Genomic DNA, 21,765 nt, shown 5'->3' with positions numbered 1-21,765 from the left:
GGCATATACCACAAAAAAGGAGAGGTGCCTTATGAAGACTCATCTATTGCTTTCTAGCTTACTTATCGCATTAAGTGCAACATCATTTGCCCAAACGCATAAAGCGCATTGGTCTTATAATGGGAAAGAAAGCCCTGAACATTGGGGTGATTTGCTCACCGAGTATCAAACCTGTAAGCTAGGTAAGGTTCAGTCGCCGGTTAATCTTGAAGCAGATAATGGAATGAAAGTGGCAAATAAACCACTTAAGATGAATTACTTCCCTGCGGAGTATCAAGTAGAAAACAATGGACATACCGTGCAAGTCAGTGTTGCACAAGAAAATGCCCCATTTATTACGCTCAACAATAAACCATTTTATTTAAAACAATTTCACTTTCACACACCAAGTGAGCATACCTTTAAACGCCAACATTATCCTTTAGAAATTCATTTTGTCCATCAAAGTGAAGATAAAGCGTTAGCGGTTGTTGCCGTAATGGTGAATGAAGGTGAAGCTAATCCAGCATTAGCACCAGTCGTTGAGAAAAAACTCACCGTTGGACAAAAAGAAAAATTGGCTCAACCACTTGATATTCAAGCGCTAATACCAAAAGAGATGGCACGCTTCCGCTTAAATGGATCGCTCACTACTCCACCTTGTAGTGAAAACGTGGCTTGGACCATTTTTAAAGCCCCAATTCAAGCAAGCAAAGCACAAATTGCCGCGATAGAAGAGATGGAAGGGAAAAACAACCGCCCAACGCAACCATTAAATCAGCGTGATGTGGAAGTTGAACAATAAGTAAAAAATGCGTGGATAGTTTCCACGCATTTTTTATTCGATTAGAAGAGATTAAAGGTGAATGTTGCCATCATAGATATGAGTCGCATCGCCAGTCATATAAAGCGGTGAGCCTACGCCTTCCCACTCAATAAGCAAGCTACCACCAGGTAGATCAACTTGCACTTTGTTATCAAGTAAACCTTGCATAATTCCAACAGCCGCTGCTGCACAAGCGCCGCTGCCACAAGCTTGTGTTTCACCTGCACCACGTTCATATACACGCAATTTAATGTGGTTACGATTGACAACTTGCATAAATCCAGCGTTTACCCTTTCCGGAAAACGTTCGTGATTTTCTAATAATGGACCTAACTCTGCTACATTGGCCGTTTCAATATTGTCCACTTGAACAACGCAATGTGGATTACCCATTGATACTGCACCACAAAGTACCGTTTGAACATCGGTACGTAAAATATAGTTTTTTTCAAATTTGTTGGCAGTAAAAGGAATTTTATTGGGTTCCCAAATCGGCTCGCCCATATTGACGCGAATTTGCCCGTCTTCTTTTACGGTTAAAACCATTTTTCCTTTTTGCGTGCTTACTGCAATATCCTTTTTATTGGTCAACCCTTTTAAGGTGACAAAACGCGCAAAACATCTTGCCCCATTTCCACATTGCGACACTTCACTGCCATCTGCATTGAAAATACGATAATGGAAATCTAAATCTGGATCATAAGGTGGCTCAACAATTAAAAGCTGATCAAAACCAATTCCACGATGACGATCGGCTAAGCGTTTAATGGTTTCAGGGGTAAAATAGGCATTTTGCGTCACAGCATCAACAACGACAAAGTCATTGCCAAGGCCATGCATTTTGGAAAACTGCATGTTTCCTTCCTTGATTTGAAAATTTTTTGGCATTATAGAGAGCAATAAGCCGAATGGCAAATAGCCATAAGAGACAAAGTGCGGTCAAAAAACACTTTATTTTCTCACCGCACTTTCATCATTACATCCAAGCGTTATTACGAATGATCCCTACTGCAATCCCTTCAATTTCAAAATGAGGCTGTTCTTCAAGATTAACGACAATCGGCTGAAACTCTTCATTTTCCGCATGCAGATAAATAACAGAACCTTTACGCTCTAAGCGTTTTACTGTCACTTCATCTTCAATTCTGGCAACAACAATCTGTCCATTTCGCACATCTTTTGTGCTATGTACGGCAAGAAGATCGCCATCTAAAATGCCGATATCTTTCATGGATTGGCCATATACTTTTAATAAGAAATCAGCTTGTGGTTTGAACATATTAGCATCAACACGATAAGTGCCTTCAATATGTTGCTCGGCTAAAATTGGTTCCCCTGCAGCTACGCGACCGATGAGCGGCAAGCCCTCTTCTTCCTCATCATTAGCACTATCATCAATAATGCGAATACCGCGAGAAGCTCCCGCAACAATTTCAATTGCACCTTTACGAGCAAGCGCTTTTAAATGTTCTTCTGCCGCATTAGGGGATTTAAAGCCTAATTCACGAGAAATTTCTGCACGAGTTGGCGGCATACCCGTGGTTTCTAAATGGCGTTTTAAGAGTTCCAGCACTTCTTGTTGTCTGGCAGTTAATGGTCTCATACACACTCCTGTTACTTTATACAGAATAACTGTTAGTATATACAGAAAGATGACGATTGCAACAACTATTTTCTAGCCATAAAAGTGCGGTCAATTTTTTTTATATTTTTGACTGCTCATCATAAATCACAAATGTAAATTTTTAGAATTTGACTGGTCGAATGTGTTAAAATGCCTGACAATACCTAGAAATGTCTAACAAAAAGAGAATATTAATTATGTCTGGCATCGTAAGTACTTATCGTAAATTATTAGAATTACCGCTTTCGGTTTTAGTAAAAAATAATCCTATTCCCGCTCAACCCATCGAAGAGCTTCAACTCAATATCAATCAACCTATTCTTTATGTTTTGCCTTACACCTCTCAAACTGACTTCGTGATTTTCCGTCGTAACTGTTTGAGTGTGGGTTTGCCTGATCCGGCTGAAAAAAATGTGATTGATGGCGTAGCATTACCACGTTATGTCTATTTAGATGAAGGTCGTCGCTTTTTTAAATCAAAAGGCGCAAAAGATGAAACTGCTAAAGTCTTCAATAAATACTTAGAACTGCACCGTGATGCAGCCGATTTAGATGTACAACTTATCCCTGTTTCGGTGCTTTGGGGGCGCTCACCAGGTAAAGAAGATAAAGCAAGCTTGCCCAATCTTCGCTTATTAAACGGTATTCAAAAAACCTTTGCGGCAATTTGGTTTGGACGTGATACTTTTGTGCGTTTTTCTCAAGCACTTTCTTTGCGTTACATGGTAAATGAGCACGGTTCAGATGAAAAAATTGCGCAAAAACTGGCTCGCGTGGCAAAAATGCACTTCGCTAAACAACGCATTTCCGCGACTGGACCTCGTTTGCCAAACCGCGAAGCTATGTTTAATAAACTCTTAAATTCCCAAGCGATTCAAAATGCGATTGAAGATGAGGCAAAATCAAAAAATATCAGCCGTGATAAAGCCTATGCTGAAGCCGAAAAAATTCTTCATGAAATCGCGGCTAATGTAAGCCATTCAAGCCTTCGTGCAGCAGATCGTTTCTTACGCTGGTTATGGAACAAACTGTATTCCGGTATTAATGTACAAAATGCGGACCGTGTGCGTAAACTTGCGCTAGAAGGTCATGAGATTGTTTATGTGCCTTGTCACCGTAGTCACATTGACTATTTATTACTTTCTTATGTGCTCTATCACCAAGGTCTTGTACCGCCACACATTGCAGCAGGGATCAACTTAAACTTCTGGCCAGCGGGTCCTTTATTCCGTAGCTGGGGGGCATTCTTTATTCGTCGTACGTTTAAAGGTAACCGCCTTTATTCTGCAATTTTCCGTGAGTATTTAGGGGAATTATTCCACCGTGGTTATTCCGTCGAATACTTTATTGAAGGTGGTCGTTCTCGTACAGGTCGCTTGCTTGCACCGAAAACCGGTATGATGTCGATGACGCTACAAGCACTTCAACATAACCAAACACGTCCAATTTCTGTAGTGCCTGTGTATATCGGTTATGAACACGTACTAGAAGTGGATACTTACGCGAAAGAATTACGTGGTGCAGCGAAAGAAAAAGAAAATGCAGGCTTAGTTTTACGTGTAATTAAAAAATTGCGTAATTTAGGTCAAGGTTTTGTGAATTTCGGTGAGCCAATTACACTTTCCAATTATCTCAATCACCATTATCCAGAATGGAAAGAACAACATCATGAAGATAAACCTCACTGGTTTAACCATGCGGTTGGGTCTATTTCTAATCAAGTAATGGTAAATATTAATAAAGCCGCTGCAGTCAATGCGATGAATTTAGTGGGGACCGCTCTACTCTCTTCTCGTCAGCGTGCTCTTTCTCATGAGCAACTACTAGAACAACTCTCTAGTTATCAAGAAATGTTAAAGAATGTACCGTATTCTACTGATGTGGTACTCCCAACTGATACACCAAAAGCAATGCTTGACCACGTATTAAGCTTAGATCGTGTTGGCGTGTTAGTTGAAAAAGATAACTTTGGGGAAATTATTCGTTTAGAACGTAATTCTGCTGTTCTCATGACGTATTACCGCAATAATATTCAACACTTATTTGTGTTACCTTCTCTTGTTGCGAGTGTCGTTTTACATTATGAAGCAATCCAAAAAGATTTATTATTGGATGCAGTACGTAAAATTTATCCATTCTTAAAAGGCGAACTCTTCCTTCATTTCAATGAAGAAGAATTAGATACACAAATTAAAGCTATTATTGATGAATTTGCACGTCAAGAAGTTATCCAATCCAATGATAATTTCTTATCGATTCACCGCTCTAAAGTTCGTATTTTACAACTTTGGTCTGCAGGTATGCGTGAAATCTTACAACGCTACTACATTACAGTGAGCATTTTACGTAGAGACCCTGGAATTGCCCGTGGTTTACTAGAAAAAGAAAGCCAATTGGTAGCACAACGTCTTTCTGTATTACATGGTATTAATGCGCCAGAATTCTTTGATAAAGCAGTATTCTCAGCCTTCATTGCTCACTTGAAAGAAGAAGGCTATTTCGATGATGACAAAGAAAAATTACACGAGCTTGCAACAATCTTAGAGCATTTGATTTCTAGCGAGATTTGCTTAACGATCAATGGTGCGGCAGATAAAGCAGATGAAGTTGAGATTGAAGTAGAAGAAGAGGATAAATCAAATAAAGATGAATAATCTTTATCTCTTTAAAGGATAAAAAGGCGTGTTAGACACGCCTTTTTATTTAGACTATGATTTGTCGTCTTATCAAAAAGCTTCTGATGTTATTTTATGTAACATTTTCTTCTAAAAATCCTTTATGATCCATCTTGAATTTCAACGCATTATGGTGTTAAATCTGCACACATTATAAGGTTATAAAAAATATAAAAATAAGCTGTAGGAATTTATGTGCCAATTACTCGGAATGAACTGCAATACGCCGACGGATATTGTCTTTTCTTTTGAAGGTTTCCGTCGTCGTGCTGGTCTTACTGATTGCCATTCAGATGGCTTCGGTATCGCTTTTTTTGAAGGTCGTGGTGTGCGTATTTTTCGCGATAACCACGCTGCATCTCAATCCCCGATTGCAGATTGTGTAAAACAATACAACATTAAATCGCTCAATGTGATTGCCCACATTCGCAAGGCAACACAAGGCGGTGTAACTATTGAAAATACCCATCCCTTTATTCGTGAAATTTGGGGACAAAATTGGGTGTTTGCTCACAACGGTAATTTAAAAGAATTACCGGATATGTCTGAGAGTTTCTGTCAGCCTATTGGCTCGACCGATTCAGAAGCTGCATTTTGTTATATGGCGGAATACTTAAAAAATCGTTTCCGCCGTAAACCTTCTGAAATGGAAATCTTTGAAGCCATTCAAGATATTACTAAAGAGCTATCACAAAAAGGCACCTTTAACTTCATTCTTTCAAATGGAGAATGGATGATTGCCCACTGCTCAACCAATTTGCATTACTTAACGCGTAAAGCTCCTTTTGGTAAAGCTCACCGAATTGATGATGATGGCGTCATCGATTTTAATGATTACGCAAAAGATGGCGACAAAGTCACCATCATTACGACTTTCCCGCTCACCAAAGATGAACCTTGGGTCAAAATGGAACATGGTGGTTTCGTTTTCTTCAAAGAAGGAGACAAAATTGCTGAGATCGTCGGTGTGGCTAAAGAAATGGAAGATGATGGTACATTAGGCAATCGCGCTGCAGCCTAATAACAAATCACAATAAAAAGTGCGGTCAAAAACATCAGAGATTTTGACCGCACTTTTTTATCTGCAATTAACGCATTGTCACAAATTCTTCAGAACCTGTTGGGTGAATTGCCACCGTATTATCAAAGTCTGCTTTAGTTGCACCCATTTTGATTGCCACAGCAAAACCTTGAATCATTTCATCTACACCGAAACCAATGCCGTGTAAGCCCACGATTTTCTCTTCTTTGCCGACACACACTAATTTCATTCGGCAAGGTTGGCGATGTTCAGTGACAGCGGTGTACATTGCCGTGAAAGAGGATTTATACACTTTCACATTTTCTTCGCCATATTGCTCAATCGCTTGCGGTTCAGTTAAACCCACTGTACCAATTGGCGGATGGCTGAACACGACGGTTGGCACAAGGTTGTAATCTAAATGCTCATTTGGTTTGTTATTGAATAAACGCTCAGACAAACGACGACCTGCCGCCACGGCAACTGGCGTTAACTCAATACCACCTTCGATAATATCACCCACTGCATAAATGCCAGGTACGTTTGTATTTTGGTATTTATCAACAATAATTTGTCCACGTGAATTGGTTTTCACACCGGTTACTTCAAGATTAATCACATCCGTTGCCGGTTCACGACCAATCGCCCAAATTAACGTATCCACTGTGGTTTCACGGCCATCTTGTAATTTCAAGGTAAGCGAACCATCAGCATTTTTCACGACTTCTTCAGGCAATGCTTTAGTATGTAATTGGATACCATCTTGTGCTAACACTTCAACTAAGGTTTCGACAATCAATGGATCTTGATTACGCAATGGGGCATGCTGACGCACAAATAAATGGGTTTCGCTGCCTAAGCTATTTAAAACACCCGCTAATTCAACTGCAATATAACCTGCGCCTACTACTGCGACACGTTTTGGTAATTCATTTAAAGCAAATACACCATTTGAATCAATCCCATATTCTGCGCCTTTTACTGCAGGAATACTTGGGCGACCACCCGTCGCAATTAAGATATGATCTGCGGTCACTAATTCTGTTGAACCATCTGCATAGCTCACTTCAATCGTTTTCGCATCTTTAAAACGCGCAAAACCATTTAGAACGTCCACATTATTTTTCGCTAACACATTATTGTAAGAGGTATGAATACGACCGATGTAAGCTTGACGACTTTCGACTAATTTCGCGTAATCAAACTTTTTCACTTCCACATCAAAACCATAAGCGGGTGCATAGCTATTAATGGCCTCTGCAATTTGTGCGCCATAGAACATCACTTTTTTCGGTACACAACCTACGTTCACACAAGTACCACCGAGATGTTTTGCTTCGATAATCGCACATTTTTTGCCATAACTTGCCGCACGGTTAATTGAAGCAATCCCACCTGAACCGCCACCGATAGCAATATAATCATAATGTTTAGTCATTTTCATTATCCTTTTTTACTCATTGGAATTTTGTTCTATTGTGCCTAAAATTGAACGAGAAAGCTATAAATTGATGTAATTGGAATTGTCTATATGAAGATTAGAAGACAGTTGAGTTGGAAAACAAAAAGCCGCTAAATTTCTTTAGCGGCTTCTTAGAATTTGGCTCCTCCTGCGGGACTCGAACCTGCGACATATGGATTAACAGTCCACCGTTCTACCGACTGAACTAAGGAGGAAATGGTGCCTCGAGGCGGAATCGAACCACCGACACGGGGATTTTCAATCCCCTGCTCTACCGACTGAGCTATCGAGGCGTTATCGTTATTGGCTACTGCCTGACAACGGAGCGTATTAAACTATTTTTTCGGGTATCGGTCAACAACTAAATTCAAAAAAAGTGAAAAAATTAGTGTGTTTGAATGGTTAATAACCAAAACGTCTATAAAAAGAACGTATTTTGAAAAACTCAATTAAAAATAACCGCACTTTATAGAAAAAATAATGCCCGAGAGAAAAGTCTTTCGGGCATTGTATTTAATCGCTGAAATTATCGTCTTACACGGAATTTCTTCTGGGCTGCATCCACTTTCAATAAGTAGTTTCTTGCTTGTGACGATGGATGTGCTGTAGTTAAGATGCGATATACCTGTTCAGGATACATCTGGTTAATTTTATAAATCGCTTCATCTTTATCACTATCAAACACACGCAATACCGCGCCAGCTCCACTGTTATAAGCAGAAATCATCGCAAAGCGTTTAGAGGTTGGATTGGTGATACCGTCTAAATATTGATTTTGTAGAATCCATAAATAAGCCACACCTGCATCAATATTGTTTGCTGGATCATACAAGTAACGTGCTGACGGTTGTCCACCTTTACCTTTCATGGCAAAGATATCACGACCGGCCGTGCTTGGTACTACTTGCATTAAGCCGATTGCATTTGCATAACTGATTGCATACGGGTTGAAGCTAGATTCTGTTTGCATAATACCTAAGATCAAACTTTCATCAATACCATAGCGCTCTGCGGCTTTACGTACCAATGGAAGATATTTTTGTGCACGCACTTCAACGTGGTTCGCAATCATCGAGATCACGACAAATTGCACGGTATTACCATTTTGTAAACGGCGAGTTTGCAATTTATTTTGGATTAAATAGGTGGCGAAGTTGCTTGCAATAACTTGGTTAGCAATTTGTTGGCCATTATTGTCCACCACCTGCCCTAATAAGAAAGGACGTGTACTGATCGGCACATCACCAGAAGCAAATAAGTCGATCCCTTTTGCATCAGAACCCATTAATAAGGTGTGCACAATCGCATTATGTAAGCGATTAAGATCTTTTTGTGTTTCAATGATGATCGAACCTTCATCAAAGCTTACGTGGCTACGCGTATAGAACGAGTCCGTATATTTCACATAGTCTTTACGGCTCGCGACTAAGAGCTCATTCACCCCCCAAATACGATCGATATTGTGAGAAAATTGACCTGTTAAAATATCTAAACCTTGCGTGTCTTTTGCAAACACTTCGTCATAATTAACACCACGTCGATGGGTTGGTGAATCGCTACATGCATACAAAAGCGGAAGTAGCGCCAATAATAAATACTTTTTCATAATATTTTGTTATTTAGATGGGGGAACGTAACCTTCAATATGCACTTCTTTGCCTTCAAATAAGAAATTCACCATTTCTTCTTCTAATAATTTTCGATGTTCGGCATTCATCATATTGAGTTTTTTCTCGTTCACTAACATGGTTTGCTTTTTGATCCATTCGCCCCACGCTTGTTTACTAATTGAATTAAAAATACGTTTACCTAATTCACCGGGATACAGTTGAAAATCCAACCCTTCCGCATCTTGTTTCAAATATTCGCAAAAAACGGTTCTAGCCATAATAATTCCTTAAAAATTGAGTTAATAAATTTTTCACAGGCTGAGCTAACCCGATCTGTTCAGGTGACATTGGATCATACCAATATTTGACCGCACTTAATAGACCAGATTGAGATTCTTTTCCTTTTTCTGACAATTTTTTCCAATCTGAACGATCGCCATCTTCAGATTTTCGATCGACTTCAACATAAATAGGATGGATATCTAAATGAAAATGACTAAACGTATGACGGAAAGTCACCCATTCTTGATATTCGGTAATCCCTTGTTCGTTCAGAAAATTCAGCAATGTTTGTTTATCATCAAACTGAGGGAAGCAATACAAGCCTCCCCATAAACCTTTGCTTTCACGCTGTTCCAACCAGACTTTTCCTTGATGAGATAAAATCAAAAAATAACTCTGCTTTTCTGGCAACGATTTTTTGGGTTTCTTTCCAGGAAATTCTGTCCACTTTTCGAGTTTATTGGCTAAACAATCGTTACTCAGAGGACAAAGATCGCATTTAGGTTTTGTTCGAGTACAAATAGCCGAACCGATATCCATCATCGCTTGATTAAATTCAGCGACTCTCGTTGTTGGTGTAACCTGTTCGCTCAACTGCCATAATTGATTTTCGACTTTCTTCTCGCCAGGCCATCCTTCAACTGCAAAATAACGAGAAAGGACGCGTTTCACATTACCGTCTAAAATCGGATAAGGTTGATTTTGTACAGAAGATAAAATTGCCCCTGCCGTCGATCGCCCCACGCCTGTTAATGCCCAAACTTGCTCAAATTGCGTAGGAAATTCGCCTTGATATTCATCTCTAATGGTTTGAGCGGCTTTATGTAAATTTCTCGCACGTGCGTAATAACCTAGTCCCGTCCACAGATGTAACACTTCATCTTGCGAAGCATTAGCAAGTGCGGTCACATTAGGAAAGGTTTTGATAAATCGCTCAAAATAAGGAATAACGGTAGAAACTTGGGTTTGTTGTAGCATTACTTCGGAAAGCCAAACACCATAAAGGGTTTTATTTTGTTGCCAAGGCAAATTTTTACGCCCAAACTTTTCATACCATTGTAGAACTGAATGGGCAAAAGGGGCATCAACAGAGGATTGAGCTAACATAACTTTCCTAAAGTGCGATTAAAATAAGCAAAAATTTTGCGATGATTCTATCACTAAAGCACACCACTTGATCAATTTGATTTTTTCAGTATAATTCGCAGTCTATTTGGTGCCGGATTGTCGGCGATTATTAACTCACGCGGTGTAAGTGGAAAGCATTTATAGCGGCGTGGCTTCAATTTGAGGTTTTCTATGAAACAAGGTATTCACCCAGAATATAAAGAGATCACTGTAACTTGTTCTTGCGGTAACGTGATCAAAACTCGTTCAACTTTAGGCAAAGACATCAACCTTGATGTGTGCGGTAGCTGCCACCCATTCTACACTGGTAAACAACGTGTTGTTGATACTGGTGGTCGTGTTGAACGCTTTAACAGCCGTTTCAAAATCCCAGGTACAAAATAATTTGAATCTGTGTGAAGAACCCTGCCCTATGCAGGGTTTTTTATTATCTAAAATTCACTATTTTCCAAATTCAATCAATAAAAAAGTGCGGTCAAAATCGACCGCACTTTTTCTATCAGTTCTAAATGCTCAATTAAAATGAATATTTTACTGTTGCATAATACGCACGACCAGGTTCGTTATAAGTATGAGCATTGTAATTTGTACTGCTTGATGAACGATAAATGCGTTTATCAAATAAGTTACTTACGCCAACACGAATGCTGATTGTATCTTTCAAATTATAACCTGCACTTAATCCCCAAACTGCATAACCACCAATATCTTCTGAGCCAGCAAGCTGATTAATATTTTTATCGTTACCATTTTCCATACGGTTCTCTGGATTTTTACGGGATTTTTGTTTACCGTATTGCGTATAAGTTAACATTGCATCCAAACTATCAGTGATTTGATAACTTAAACTTGAATTCAACGTATATTTCGGCACGATAGAAAGCGGGTTACCCGTATCTTTATTTTTGGTTTTATGCATATAAGTGAAGTTATTCACCCAGTTTAATTTATCTTGGATTAATGGTAATGTCAGATTACCTTCAAAACCTTCAATCACTGCGCGGTTCGCATTACCCCATTTATACACATAGTTACCTAAGTTGCTTAAACCGATAAATTCACCATAAGACACGATTTTATTACGATAATCATTACGGAAGTAAGCTACAGAAGCAAGAAGTCCATTTTTATCATATTCAATTCCAATTTCTTTATTCCAGCTAGTTTCTGGTTTAATGTCGCTATTACCTTGGAAATAACAAGTTTTATTATTTGGTACATTCGTTGGACAACCTTGACCTAAGGTAAATAGCAAGTAATTTGGGTTAGTTTGATAAAGGTTCGGTGCTTTATAAGCTCTTGCAATCCCACCTTTAATTCTCCAATCATCGTTGAGACTCTGTAAGAAGTTTAATCCACCACTTACGTTAGAACCAGAATAACTGTTGTAATCATAACGCAGAGATGGCGTTAGGATGGTAGATTGGGTTGCTGAAATATTATCTTCAACAAATACTGCCCATTCAGTTTGACTACTATGACCTCCTCGTACATTTGAAATGCTAGTTGGTAAATGTTCTTTCAAATCATAAAGTACTTTCCCTGTCTTTTTATCTCGTCGTCCACCAAGTAACTGTGTCATAGAAGCGTCATCATCTAAACTGCTGTGTACACCTTCAAAACCAATTGTCAGCATATGATCCACACCCAAGGTAAATGGGATATAGAATTCTGAACTAAAACGCGTATTTTTAAGAATGGAATCACTAAAAGCTGATGTACTAGAATAACTGCCCTCTGGGCCACCTGCTAAATATTCTGGTAAACGGCTGTTTTTAGTTTTATCAAAAGCAACATAGGTTTTATTGTCGAAATGATCGAATTTACCTTCATAGGTTAAAGCATAGTTCTGACGATATAAACGAGCGGTTTCAGCTTTGCTTCCTGCCAAGGTTTTGGTCTCAGGATAGTTTTTATTATTGTAAAGCCCTGCCGAACTATTTTGCGTATCACCGTTATAAATATTGCCTTGACGACTGAAACCAGAATCCAAGGTTAATTTATTTTTCTCATTGATATTCCACACTAAACGGCCATTAATATCTTTATTACGTACGCCTTCACGACCGGCAATCGCAGGATCGCCATTAATACCAACTTCATCCGCTTGCGTTTTGTTCCAGTTACCATATAAACGGAATTGCAATACATCTTTAATTAACGCACCGCTTAGATTAAAACCGACACGGTTCGTTGCGCCTTCTTTGCTGTCTTCTGGTTGATTGGTGTAATAACTTAAGCTACCGTGTAAATCATTGGTAACAGGCTTAGTGATAATATTAACCACCCCACCCATTGCACCTGAACCATAGCGTGCTGCTGAAGGGCCACGTAATACTTCGATTTTTTCAATCGCTTCAACCGGCACCCAGTTGCTGTCGCCACGGGAATTACGTTCACCACGCACACCATAACGTTCTGCATTACGAGAGGTGACAGGTTTTCCGTCCACTAAAATCAATGTATTTTCTGGCCCCATGCCACGAATATCAATTTGACGTTTATTACCACGTTGTCCTGTAGATGAGTTACCCGTTAAGTTCACACCGGGCATAGTACGTAATACTTCAGAAATATCATTTGTCGCAGGACGTTTCTCTAAATCTTTTGCCGTCACAAGAGAAGAACCAAGTGATTGTTTTACCTGATTTTCTGCTGTAATTTTAATTTCCTCAAGTTTCTCTTCGCCATAAGAATAGCTTGAAAAAAGCGCGATGGTTAACGTGCTTAATGCGAAGAATGATGTTGTTTTTAAATGATTGGTTTTATACATTGAATGCTCCCCAGGCATATGTGAAATAAAAATGCCTGAGAATTCTAGTACAATATCACTTTAGTGTAAATGAAAATTCTTATCACTGTTATTAAAATCAAACTAAAACAAATAAAATGCTTAAATTTTTGACCGCACTTTCTTGCAATCCCAATAAATTCTAGTATTATTCACGGCTCGCCAATTTGGCGGATTTATTTCTAATGTCGGGTTCCCTACCCCCGATTAACCAACTAAAAAGGTCTTAAAATGAAAATTAATACTCCGATCTTCAATGATCAACAAAAACGTTTTGCTTTAATTTTATTAAGCTTATTTCACATCTTCATCATCACAGCCAGTAACTATTTCGTTCAAATTCCATTTGAAATCAATTTAAAATTGACCGCACTTGGTTTTGCTGATGATTTCTCATTCCACAGCACATGGGGCACACTCACTTTCCCATTTATTTTCTTAGCCACTGATTTAACGGTACGTGTATTTGGGGCGAAAGAAGCGCGTTGGATCATCTTTATCGTGATGATTCCAGCACTTATCGTGAGTTATATTGTTTCGGTTGTTTTCTCTAATGGACAATATCAAGGCTTAGGAGCTCTCAGTGAATTCAATATGTTTGTTTTCCGTATTGCATTTGCGAGTTTCTGTGCTTATGTTTTCGGACAATTATTAGATGTTTTAGTTTTCAATCGCTTACGTCAATTAAAAACCTGGTGGATTGCACCGAGTAGTTCAATGACATTTGGCTCTCTTGCTGATACCTTTATGTTCTTTGCCGTAGCGTTCTATCAAAGTAGCGACCCTTTCATGGCAGAACATTGGTTTAGTCTTGGATTTGTTGATTATTTATTTAAATTGTTTGTCGGCATTGTCTTATTTGTACCTGCTTACGGTGTGGTGCTCAGCATGATTTTGCGCAAACTTCAATCACTCGCGAATTCCCGCCAATTCGCTTAACTTAAGGAAATAAAATGGCTGAAACGCTTTCTCTTAGAGCCAAAATAGAACAAAGCCCAATGGGTGCCTATCAATGGATGATTGTGGCAATGGCCGCCATCATGAATTTACTAGATGGCTTTGATGTACTCGCCCTTGCCTTTACTGCAACAGCTATTCGAAACGAATTTGGTCTAACCAGGATTGAGTTAGGTTATTTATTAAGTGCCGGCTTATTTGGTATGGCTGCAGGCTCGCTTTTCCTCGCCCCACTCGCCGATAAAATCGGTCGCCGCCCGCTGTTATTGATGGCGGTATTATTATCCACTATAGGGATGTTAGGTTCAGCGTTTATTTCACAATACCAATGGCTCGGTTTCTGGCGAGTTATCACCGGTTTTGGTGTAGGTGGTATTTTGGTAGGAACCAACGTTATCACCAGTGAATATTCCTCTCGCAAATGGCGTAGTTTTGCGATCAGTGTCTATGCGGCGGGCTTCGGTGTCGGTGCGGTATTAGGTGGGATGTTCGCCGTGATGCTACAAGGTGAGTATGGCTGGCGCTCAGTGTTTCTTGCAGGCGCAATCTTGACGGGGCTATTTTTAGTGCTGTTATTTATTTGGTTACCAGAATCCATTGATTTCCTCACAACCAAACAGCCTAAAAATGCTGAAGTGCGATTAAATTTAATTGCAAAAAAAATTGGTTTAGCCGGCGATTGGAAACTTCCTGAAAAAACAGAAAAAGTTAAAACTAAATTACCGATTAGCCAATTATTTAGCGAAAAATACTTACATTCCACTTTGCTAATCTGGACTGCTTTCTTCGTGATCATGTTCAGCTTCTATTTTATTAGCTCATGGACGCCTGCGTTATTAAAAGAAGCAGGTATGACAACAGAACAAAGTGTAAGCGTAGGGATGATGATCTCATTAGGCGGCACTTGTGGTGCCTTGTTCTATGGCTTACTGGCTAGTCGCTGGACTGCACGTGGTGTGTTAATTTTATTCACCGTGTTATCTTCCGCAGCAATCATTACCTTTATCTTATCCTCGTCCGTTTTATGGATTGCGATGGTATTCGGTATTTTAGTTGGTACACTCATGAATGGTTGTATCAGCGGTCTTTATACCTTAAATCCACTCACTTATGATGCCGATATTCGTAGCACAGGTGTGGGCTGGTCAATTGGTATTGGTCGTATTGGTGCAATTCTTGCCCCAACGATTGCCGGTCAATTATTAGATATGGGTTGGGATAAACAGAGTTTATATATCGGTGTTGGCTTTATTATGTTGCTCTCAACAGTTGCCATCTTCTTCTTAAAAAGCCGCTCCGAAATTAAAGCATAATCTTTGTAAAAAATAATAAAAGGGCGTGTTGAATATATCCAACACGCCCTTTTCTTTTATACGATTAATTCAACCAGAAATAATATCCTATTGTCGCGATAACGAGTATACACACAATATTTAAGACAAACCCAGCTTTCACCATATCACTCTGACGAACATGTCCCGTACCAAATACGATTGCATTTGGCGGTGTCGCCACTGGTAACATAAAGGCACAAGAAGCACCTAAACCGATGATTAAGGCAAGACCAATTTCTGGCATACCAAGAGATTGCGCGATAGAAATAAAGATTGGCACTAATAATGCTGCACTCGCAGTATTGGACGTAAATTCAGTTAAGAAAATAATGAAGGTTGCGACCAATAAACCAATGAGATAGTAATGTTGTCCTTGAACTAAGAATACAATACCGTCAGCTAATACTTTACTTGCACCAGAATCTTTTAATACGGCACTTAAAGTTAAGCCACCACCGAAAAGCATTAATACACCCCAGTCCGTGCTTTCTTGGATTTGTTTCCAATTTGCCACACCGGTTGAACAAATAATAATAGCCGCAAGCAATGCGACGACGCTATCAAAACTACCGATATTTTTAGCAAGACCAAATACACCTGAAATGATTGGATTAATATAACTACTAAATACCCAACAAAGTGCAATAACACCAAAAATGACAAGCGTTAAAACGCGTTGACCATTCATTTCAATACGTTCAAAGTTTTGTTCAAAATGTAAATTAAGTTTTGGTTTAAAGACAATGAAAAGTGTACCAATCATCAACGGCATCAAAATGAGCATAATTGGTAAGCCATACCATAACCAATCAGAGAAGGTTAAATGTAAGTTACTTGCAACGATAGCATTTGGCGGACTACCTACTAATGTACCCATCCCACCAATACTCGCACTATAAGCAATCCCTAATAATACGAAGACATAAGTATTATGTTCTTTTTCTTTATCAAGCTTACTTAAGATCCCCATGGCTAAAGGTAACATCATGGCTGCTGTTGCTGTATTACTCATCCACATAGAAAGGAAAGCGGTAATTGAGAAAAGATACATAATAGCTACAAATAAATTACCACGGGCCATCGCCATAATTTTATTGGCTATCATTTTATCTAGCTTTTGCATATGCAAAGCAGTCGCTAAAGCAAAACCACCAAAGAATAAGAAAATGGTTGGGTCAGCAAACGCCACTAAAGCTTGTTTGGTTGTCACCAAATCAAGTGCAATCGCAAGTAATGGCACCAAAAGAGCGGTCACGGTGACATGTAACGCCTCAGTTAACCAAAGAATCGCCACAAAGGCTAATAATGCTAAACCAGCATTTTCCTTAGGTGCGAAAGGTAAAGATTTTAATAAAATAAAAAAACAGGCTATCGCTAGCAGAAAGATAATCCCACTTTTATAATTTTTTGTTGTGTTTGTTTCGTTCATGAGTCCCTCCAAACTGATTACAGATGAACTATTTTCGATGTTAAATGAATGTTACAAACTTTCAACTAACAAATGTTTAAAATGTGATCTTGTTCAAAAAATTTTTGACAAAAAAAGTGCGGTTATTTCTAACCGCACTTTAAAAAGGTCAATAATTTCAAATTTATTCTTCGAAATCTTCTAAATCTAATGCTTCTTGTGAAAGAATAATACCTGTTAAATCAGCATAAATATAATCTTCAGGGAAGAACGTCACGCCACCAAAATTGACCGGAAGATCACTTTCACCATGATTATTTTCATCTGCGCCAACTGGAATTGGAGCAAGCGCATGAATACCGATATCAATATTTTCAAGTTGTTGAATTTGACGCACTGCACCGTAAACAATAATGCCCGCCCAGTCATTATCTGCGGCAAGTTGTGCAAGCTCAGCATCAATTAAAGCACGACGTACCGCACCGCCACCATCTACGACAAGTACTCTGCCGTTACCATTTTCTTCGAGAATTTCGGCAATTAATCCATTATTTTCAAAACATTTTACTGTCGTCACTTTGCCGTAGAAATTGCTGACACCACCAAAGCTAGAAAAAATTGGCTCAACCACATCCACTTGATCTGCATAAATATCACAAAGTTCTGAAGTATCGATATACATAATGTACCCCTTGTCGTTAAAATTTTTTCTCTAGTATAAGCCGATTTAGCCGATAAGCAAGCCTAAACTAAACAAGATATTGATAAATAAAGAAATCATAGACATCTGAGCCAACATCGGACGCAACACTGCGGGCTCTTTGCTGCGATAAACAAATAATGCATGTTTTAATAACAATGGAAATGCCAATAAAAATAAGAAATGCCAAGGGCTAAATGCTGTTGATGCCGCAAATAGCACATAACATAAAGCGGCAACGCTTAATAAAACACAGTGATAAATACGTCCTTTCTTCGGTCCAATACGTACCACCAAGGTATTTTTTCCTACTTTCGCATCTTGCTCAATATCACGTAAATTATTGATATTTAAAACGGCTGTTGCTAATAAACCTGAGCCCAGGGCAGGTAAAGTAATTAAGCTATCAATGCTGTGAGTTTGTAGATAATAAGTTCCACCTACACCTAATAGTCCAAAAAAGAGCAAAACAGACAAATCCCCTAAACCTAAATAACCATAAGGCTTAGCGCCTACGGTATAAGTAATAGCAGCAATAATGGCAAGAATACCCAAGCCAGCAAAGGCCAATAAATCTGTGAGACTTTGATATGCGATACCAATTAAGAATGCACCTGAGAAAAATGCTCCCACCGCCATTAAAATTAAGCCCCACTTAAGTTCATTCGCGGAAATCGCACCTTGCTGAATACCGCGTAAAGGCCCAATACGTTCTTCAGTATCTGACCCTTTTTGATGATCGCCGTAATCGTTAGCAAAGTTGGAAAGTACTTGCAATAAAATGGTAGTGAGCAAGCAAAGTAACATCACGGTGAGATTAAAACTTTCTTTATCCGCCCAATATGCCAATGCTGAGCCAGTAAAAATAGAAGCTAATGCCAAAGGCAAGGTTTTTGGGCGAGCAGTTTCCCACCACATTTTCAATTTATGATTTGTCATTTTTTTTGACCGCACTTTTGATTACAATAAAGGGCGTATTCTACACGGAAATTGCCTTTTTATGAATGATTTAACACTGACTCTTCACCCAATTGCGGTGATTCACACGCCTTACAAAGAAAAATTCTCAGTGCCACGCCAACCAGATTTAGTACAGGATGGCATTGGCATCGTGGAACTGCTCCCTCCCTATAATTCACCAGAGGCGGTGCGAGGATTAGAGCAATTTAGCCATCTTTGGCTTATCTTCCAATTCGACAAAATACCCCATGGAAAATGGCAATCCACTGTTCGCCCCCCTCGTTTAGGCGGCAATCAACGTGTCGGTGTATTTGCTTCGCGCGCTACGCATCGCCCTAATCCTCTAGGTTTATCCAAAGTTGAATTACGCCAAGTGGAATGTATTCATGGACGTGTTTTCTTGCATTTAGGCTCCGTGGATCTTGTCGATGGCACACCTATTTTTGATATTAAACCTTATATTGCCTATGCTGATAGTGAGCCTGAGGCAAAATCAAGTTTTGCACAAGAAAAACCACCTGCAAAATTAAGCGTTGAATTTACAGAAATCGCCCAAAGTGCGGTGGAAAAATATCATAAAAATCGACCGCACTTAGCGAGATTCATTACGGAAGTGATCGCACAAGATCCCCGTCCCGCTTATCAACAAGGTAAAGAAACCGATCGTATTTATGGTATTAGTCTGTACGAATTTAATATTAAATGGCGTATTAAAGCAGGGACAATAGATTGTGTCGAAATTCTGGATATCCAAAAATTAAAAGAACAAAAAAGCTGACTTTCGTCAGCTTTCTTTTTATCGTTTTAATCCTGTCTAATCCGGCAATGCATTTATCACAGCTTTGACGAGCGTTGCCAATGGAATCGCGAAGAATACTCCCCAGAATCCCCATAATCCGCCAAAAATCAGCACGGAAATAATGATTACTAAAGGGTGTAAATTAACGACTTCAGAGAATAAATACGGTACTAACAAGTTTCCATCTAGAAGTTGACTCACCGCAAAGGCCACAATTAAATACCAAAACGTTGGGGAAATGCCAAACTGGAACATCGCCACTAACGCAACAGGAATCGTCACCAATACCGCACCAATATAAGGGACTAAGACAGAGAGACCTACGACAACTGAAAGTAACAGCGGATAATTTAAACCAAAGCTTAAAAAGATGATGTAAGTCACCACGCCAACAATCAAAATTTCTAACAATTTGCCATGAATATAATTCGCAATTTGTTGCTGCATCTCATTCCATACTTTAGACGCTAAAAGACGGTTTTTAGGCAAAAATCGGCTTACACCAGCAAGAAGTTCTGTTTTATCTTTCAGCATAAAGAACATCATTAATGGCACTAAAAATGCATAGATACCCAATGATACAAGGTTCATTAATGAAGTAATCGACAATTTCACCGCAGATTCACCAAAGCCCAAAATCTTCGCTCGAGCCGCACTAAAAAAGGTGTCAATCATGGTGTAATCGATGAGTTCAGGATAATGCTCAGGAAGGGCTAATAACCATTCATGTAACTTATTGAACATGGCTGGCAAATCGCTTAATAAGGAAATCGTTTGATTCCATAATGTTGGTACAAGCCCGAAGAAAATTAATAACGCTAAGGTTAGAAAGCCACCAAAAATAATTAACGTAGCGAGCATTCGAGGAAATTTTAATTTTTTCGTCAGGAAATTAATTGGCATTTCCAATAAATATGCTAATACAATGGCAATCAGCAACGGGGCGATTAAATCACTAAAGAAATAAATCGCAATAAAGCCAAACAACAAAATGGCAAGTAGCCCCATCGCATGAGGATCGCTTAAGCGGCGGCTATACCAATTTTTTAGCATTTCAAACATAAAGTCTTCCTAAACAAGTATTTTTTGTCATTATAAGTTAAAATTTAAATCAATCCTATATCCACTCATTCAACATAAAATAGAAGGAAACGTTATGTCTGTTAAGATTTACCATAATCCGCGCTGTTCAAAAAGCCGTGAAACCTTAACTTTATTAGAAGAAAAAGGTATCCAACCAACTATCGAACTTTATTTGCAACAACACTACTCTGTTGAAGCATTACAGCAACTGGCTAATAAATTAGGATTAGATGATGTTAGAAAAATGATGCGTACCAAAGATGAGCTTTATCAATCATTAGGGTTAGATAATCCTGCATTAACTCATGATGATTTATTAAAAGCCATCAGTGAAAATTCAGCCTTATTAGAGCGCCCGATTGTGGTAAAAGGTGAAAAAGCCAAAATTGGACGACCGCCTGAAAGCGTACTCGCCATTTTGTAATTTTATTCATTTTCGCTATAATGACTTGCCGTGAAACACTTCACGGCAATTTTTTAGAGGTAAATATGACAAAAAAAACAAAAAGTGCGGTTGAAAATCAGCCCATTTATCAACACGCCAAAGGAGTCGTGAAAGATAATGCTGTGATGGCACTATTACACGACAAATTATTCCGCCAACGCGTTGAGAAAAAACGTAAAGGCAAAGGCAGTTACCAACGAAAAGCAAAATATGCAAGCAATTGGTTTGAAAAGCCCGATGATAAAGTTTTTGATTTCAGAAATTTTATCATCGGGTTTTTCGTTTCAATTTCAGTATAAAAAATAACAAACAGAGGAAGTCTATATGTCAATCAAAACAGAAGTTTTATTTAACAATACTTGGAATGTCCGTATCAGTGATCCGGGTGAAGAAGGGGCTCAAAGCCACTTTTTTGAAACCATTTATCTCACGCTCACGGCTTATTTTGAAGGCGAAAATGTGCGTTATGAATTTGTGCGTAAAGTAGAAGATCAAGTAAAAATCAAACGCTCATTTACAGAATTAGGTGAGTTATTCAAATTCTTAGGGGATTATTTGGATCCGGTTTCACTCGGTAACCTCGGCGTAAAAATGGGTAACTTAGGCGTGAAAGCCGAATAAATCGGTTTCCAATAAAAAAGTGCGGTCAAATTGAACCGCACTTTTTATTTCTCAACTTAC

The 21,765-nt window shown here is 38.9% G+C and carries 21 protein-coding genes and 2 tRNA genes; 10 read left to right on the top strand and 13 right to left on the bottom strand.

Going from position 1 to position 21,765, the window contains the following annotated elements; genetic code table 11:
* Nucleotides 1–31: 31 nt before the first annotated feature.
* Entirely contained in the window at nt 32–784 is a 753-nt protein-coding gene (locus tag QP437_RS06710) for a carbonic anhydrase (protein ID WP_285267365.1), read from the top strand.
* Between the two features lie 51 nt (nt 785–835).
* On the opposite strand, the gene dapF is transcribed toward QP437_RS06710, so the two are convergent.
* Together dapF and lexA are read right to left on the bottom strand one after the other, a co-directional pair.
* On the bottom strand, nt 836–1,660 hold the full coding sequence (gene dapF, locus QP437_RS06705; RefSeq protein ID WP_032822603.1) for a diaminopimelate epimerase: 825 nt from the start codon (nt 1,658–1,660) through the stop codon (nt 836–838).
* Nucleotides 1,661–1,781: 121 nt separating this feature from the next.
* Nucleotides 1,782–2,408 carry a transcriptional repressor LexA gene (lexA, locus tag QP437_RS06700; RefSeq protein ID WP_005698192.1) on the bottom strand — a complete coding sequence of 209 codons (627 nt, stop codon included), beginning with the start codon at nt 2,406–2,408 and terminating at the stop codon, nt 1,782–1,784.
* Between the two features lie 218 nt (nt 2,409–2,626).
* Here lexA and plsB point away from each other — a divergent pair, with 218 nt between their 5' ends.
* Both plsB and QP437_RS06690 read left to right on the top strand, forming a co-directional pair.
* Complete coding sequence (gene plsB, locus QP437_RS06695; protein ID WP_285267364.1) at nt 2,627–5,083, top strand: glycerol-3-phosphate 1-O-acyltransferase PlsB; 2,457 nt, start codon at nt 2,627–2,629, stop codon at nt 5,081–5,083.
* A gap of 214 nt (nt 5,084–5,297) precedes the next feature.
* Nucleotides 5,298–6,125: a class II glutamine amidotransferase gene (locus tag QP437_RS06690; RefSeq protein WP_111316086.1), complete on the top strand. Its 828-nt coding sequence runs from the start codon at nt 5,298–5,300 to the stop codon at nt 6,123–6,125.
* A gap of 67 nt (nt 6,126–6,192) precedes the next feature.
* On the opposite strand, the gene gorA is transcribed toward QP437_RS06690, so the two are convergent.
* From gorA to mutY, 6 genes are all read right to left on the bottom strand, one after another.
* Entirely contained in the window at nt 6,193–7,563 is a 1,371-nt protein-coding gene (gene gorA, locus QP437_RS06685) for a glutathione-disulfide reductase (RefSeq protein ID WP_014064758.1), read from the bottom strand.
* A gap of 163 nt (nt 7,564–7,726) precedes the next feature.
* Nucleotides 7,727–7,802, bottom strand: a tRNA-Asn gene (locus tag QP437_RS06680).
* 2 nt (nt 7,803–7,804) lie between these two features.
* Nucleotides 7,805–7,880: transfer RNA gene (locus QP437_RS06675), tRNA-Phe, on the bottom strand.
* Between the two features lie 233 nt (nt 7,881–8,113).
* The gene (mltC, locus tag QP437_RS06670) at nt 8,114–9,193 is read right to left on the bottom strand and encodes a membrane-bound lytic murein transglycosylase MltC (RefSeq protein ID WP_054419106.1); all 1,080 of its coding nucleotides are present in this window, start codon (nt 9,191–9,193) and stop codon (nt 8,114–8,116) included.
* Between the two features lie 9 nt (nt 9,194–9,202).
* The gene (locus QP437_RS06665) at nt 9,203–9,475 is read right to left on the bottom strand and encodes an oxidative damage protection protein (RefSeq protein WP_014064755.1); all 273 of its coding nucleotides are present in this window, start codon (nt 9,473–9,475) and stop codon (nt 9,203–9,205) included.
* On the bottom strand, nt 9,468–10,586 hold the full coding sequence (gene mutY / locus QP437_RS06660; protein ID WP_285267363.1) for an A/G-specific adenine glycosylase: 1,119 nt from the start codon (nt 10,584–10,586) through the stop codon (nt 9,468–9,470). Before mutY ends, QP437_RS06665 begins: the two co-directional genes overlap by 8 nt.
* Before the next feature lie 192 nt (nt 10,587–10,778).
* On the opposite strand from mutY, the gene rpmE reads away from it, so the two are divergent.
* Nucleotides 10,779–10,991, top strand: a complete 213-nt coding sequence (gene rpmE, locus QP437_RS06655) for a 50S ribosomal protein L31 (protein ID WP_054419104.1) — start codon at nt 10,779–10,781, stop codon at nt 10,989–10,991.
* A 133-nt stretch (nt 10,992–11,124) separates the two neighbouring features.
* Here rpmE and QP437_RS06650 read toward each other — a convergent pair whose 3' ends face one another.
* Nucleotides 11,125–13,380, bottom strand: coding sequence for a FepA family TonB-dependent siderophore receptor (locus QP437_RS06650; protein WP_285267362.1), 2,256 nt, complete (start codon nt 13,378–13,380; stop codon nt 11,125–11,127).
* Between the two features lie 249 nt (nt 13,381–13,629).
* On the opposite strand from QP437_RS06650, the gene QP437_RS06645 reads away from it, so the two are divergent.
* Both QP437_RS06645 and QP437_RS06640 read left to right on the top strand, forming a co-directional pair.
* Nucleotides 13,630–14,337 (top strand): 7-cyano-7-deazaguanine/7-aminomethyl-7-deazaguanine transporter, encoded by a 708-nt coding sequence (locus QP437_RS06645; protein WP_014064751.1) that lies wholly within the window; start codon nt 13,630–13,632, stop codon nt 14,335–14,337.
* A gap of 14 nt (nt 14,338–14,351) precedes the next feature.
* On the top strand, nt 14,352–15,668 hold the full coding sequence (locus QP437_RS06640) for an MFS transporter (protein WP_285267361.1): 1,317 nt from the start codon (nt 14,352–14,354) through the stop codon (nt 15,666–15,668).
* A 64-nt stretch (nt 15,669–15,732) separates the two neighbouring features.
* Here QP437_RS06640 and QP437_RS06635 read toward each other — a convergent pair whose 3' ends face one another.
* The 3 genes from QP437_RS06635 to QP437_RS06625 all read right to left on the bottom strand — a co-directional run bounded on the left by QP437_RS06635 (nt 15,733) and on the right by QP437_RS06625 (nt 18,736).
* Nucleotides 15,733–17,118 carry a DASS family sodium-coupled anion symporter gene (locus QP437_RS06635; protein WP_285267360.1) on the bottom strand — a complete coding sequence of 462 codons (1,386 nt, stop codon included), beginning with the start codon at nt 17,116–17,118 and terminating at the stop codon, nt 15,733–15,735.
* Between the two features lie 163 nt (nt 17,119–17,281).
* The gene (gene rraA, locus QP437_RS06630) at nt 17,282–17,779 is read right to left on the bottom strand and encodes a ribonuclease E activity regulator RraA (RefSeq protein WP_049371488.1); all 498 of its coding nucleotides are present in this window, start codon (nt 17,777–17,779) and stop codon (nt 17,282–17,284) included.
* A 45-nt stretch (nt 17,780–17,824) separates the two neighbouring features.
* A complete protein-coding gene (locus tag QP437_RS06625; protein WP_049363355.1) occupies nt 17,825–18,736 on the bottom strand; it encodes a 1,4-dihydroxy-2-naphthoate polyprenyltransferase in 912 nt (303 codons plus the stop codon).
* Between the two features lie 61 nt (nt 18,737–18,797).
* Here QP437_RS06625 and tsaA point away from each other — a divergent pair, with 61 nt between their 5' ends.
* Complete coding sequence (gene tsaA / locus QP437_RS06620; RefSeq protein ID WP_193451262.1) at nt 18,798–19,535, top strand: tRNA (N6-threonylcarbamoyladenosine(37)-N6)-methyltransferase TrmO; 738 nt, start codon at nt 18,798–18,800, stop codon at nt 19,533–19,535.
* Nucleotides 19,536–19,571: 36 nt separating this feature from the next.
* On the opposite strand, the gene QP437_RS06615 is transcribed toward tsaA, so the two are convergent.
* The gene (locus QP437_RS06615) at nt 19,572–20,618 is read right to left on the bottom strand and encodes an AI-2E family transporter (RefSeq protein ID WP_285267359.1); all 1,047 of its coding nucleotides are present in this window, start codon (nt 20,616–20,618) and stop codon (nt 19,572–19,574) included.
* A gap of 94 nt (nt 20,619–20,712) precedes the next feature.
* Between QP437_RS06615 and arsC the strand changes: the two genes are divergently transcribed.
* The 3 genes from arsC (at nt 20,713) to QP437_RS06600 (ending at nt 21,705) form a co-directional block, all read left to right on the top strand.
* Nucleotides 20,713–21,063: an arsenate reductase (glutaredoxin) gene (gene arsC / locus QP437_RS06610; RefSeq protein WP_285267358.1), complete on the top strand. Its 351-nt coding sequence runs from the start codon at nt 20,713–20,715 to the stop codon at nt 21,061–21,063.
* Between the two features lie 65 nt (nt 21,064–21,128).
* Entirely contained in the window at nt 21,129–21,383 is a 255-nt protein-coding gene (locus QP437_RS06605) for an alternative ribosome-rescue factor A (RefSeq protein WP_049365298.1), read from the top strand.
* A 25-nt stretch (nt 21,384–21,408) separates the two neighbouring features.
* The gene (locus QP437_RS06600) at nt 21,409–21,705 is read left to right on the top strand and encodes a DUF5377 family protein (protein ID WP_204697781.1); all 297 of its coding nucleotides are present in this window, start codon (nt 21,409–21,411) and stop codon (nt 21,703–21,705) included.
* Nucleotides 21,706–21,765 lie beyond the last annotated feature (60 nt).

The organism is Haemophilus sp. UMB1048, assembly GCF_030218125.1.
In the GTDB taxonomy this organism is placed as follows: Bacteria; Pseudomonadota; Gammaproteobacteria; order Enterobacterales; family Pasteurellaceae; genus Haemophilus_D.
The sequence above is the reverse complement of the archived record's forward strand: the minus strand, read 5'-3'. Positions and strand labels throughout refer to the sequence as shown.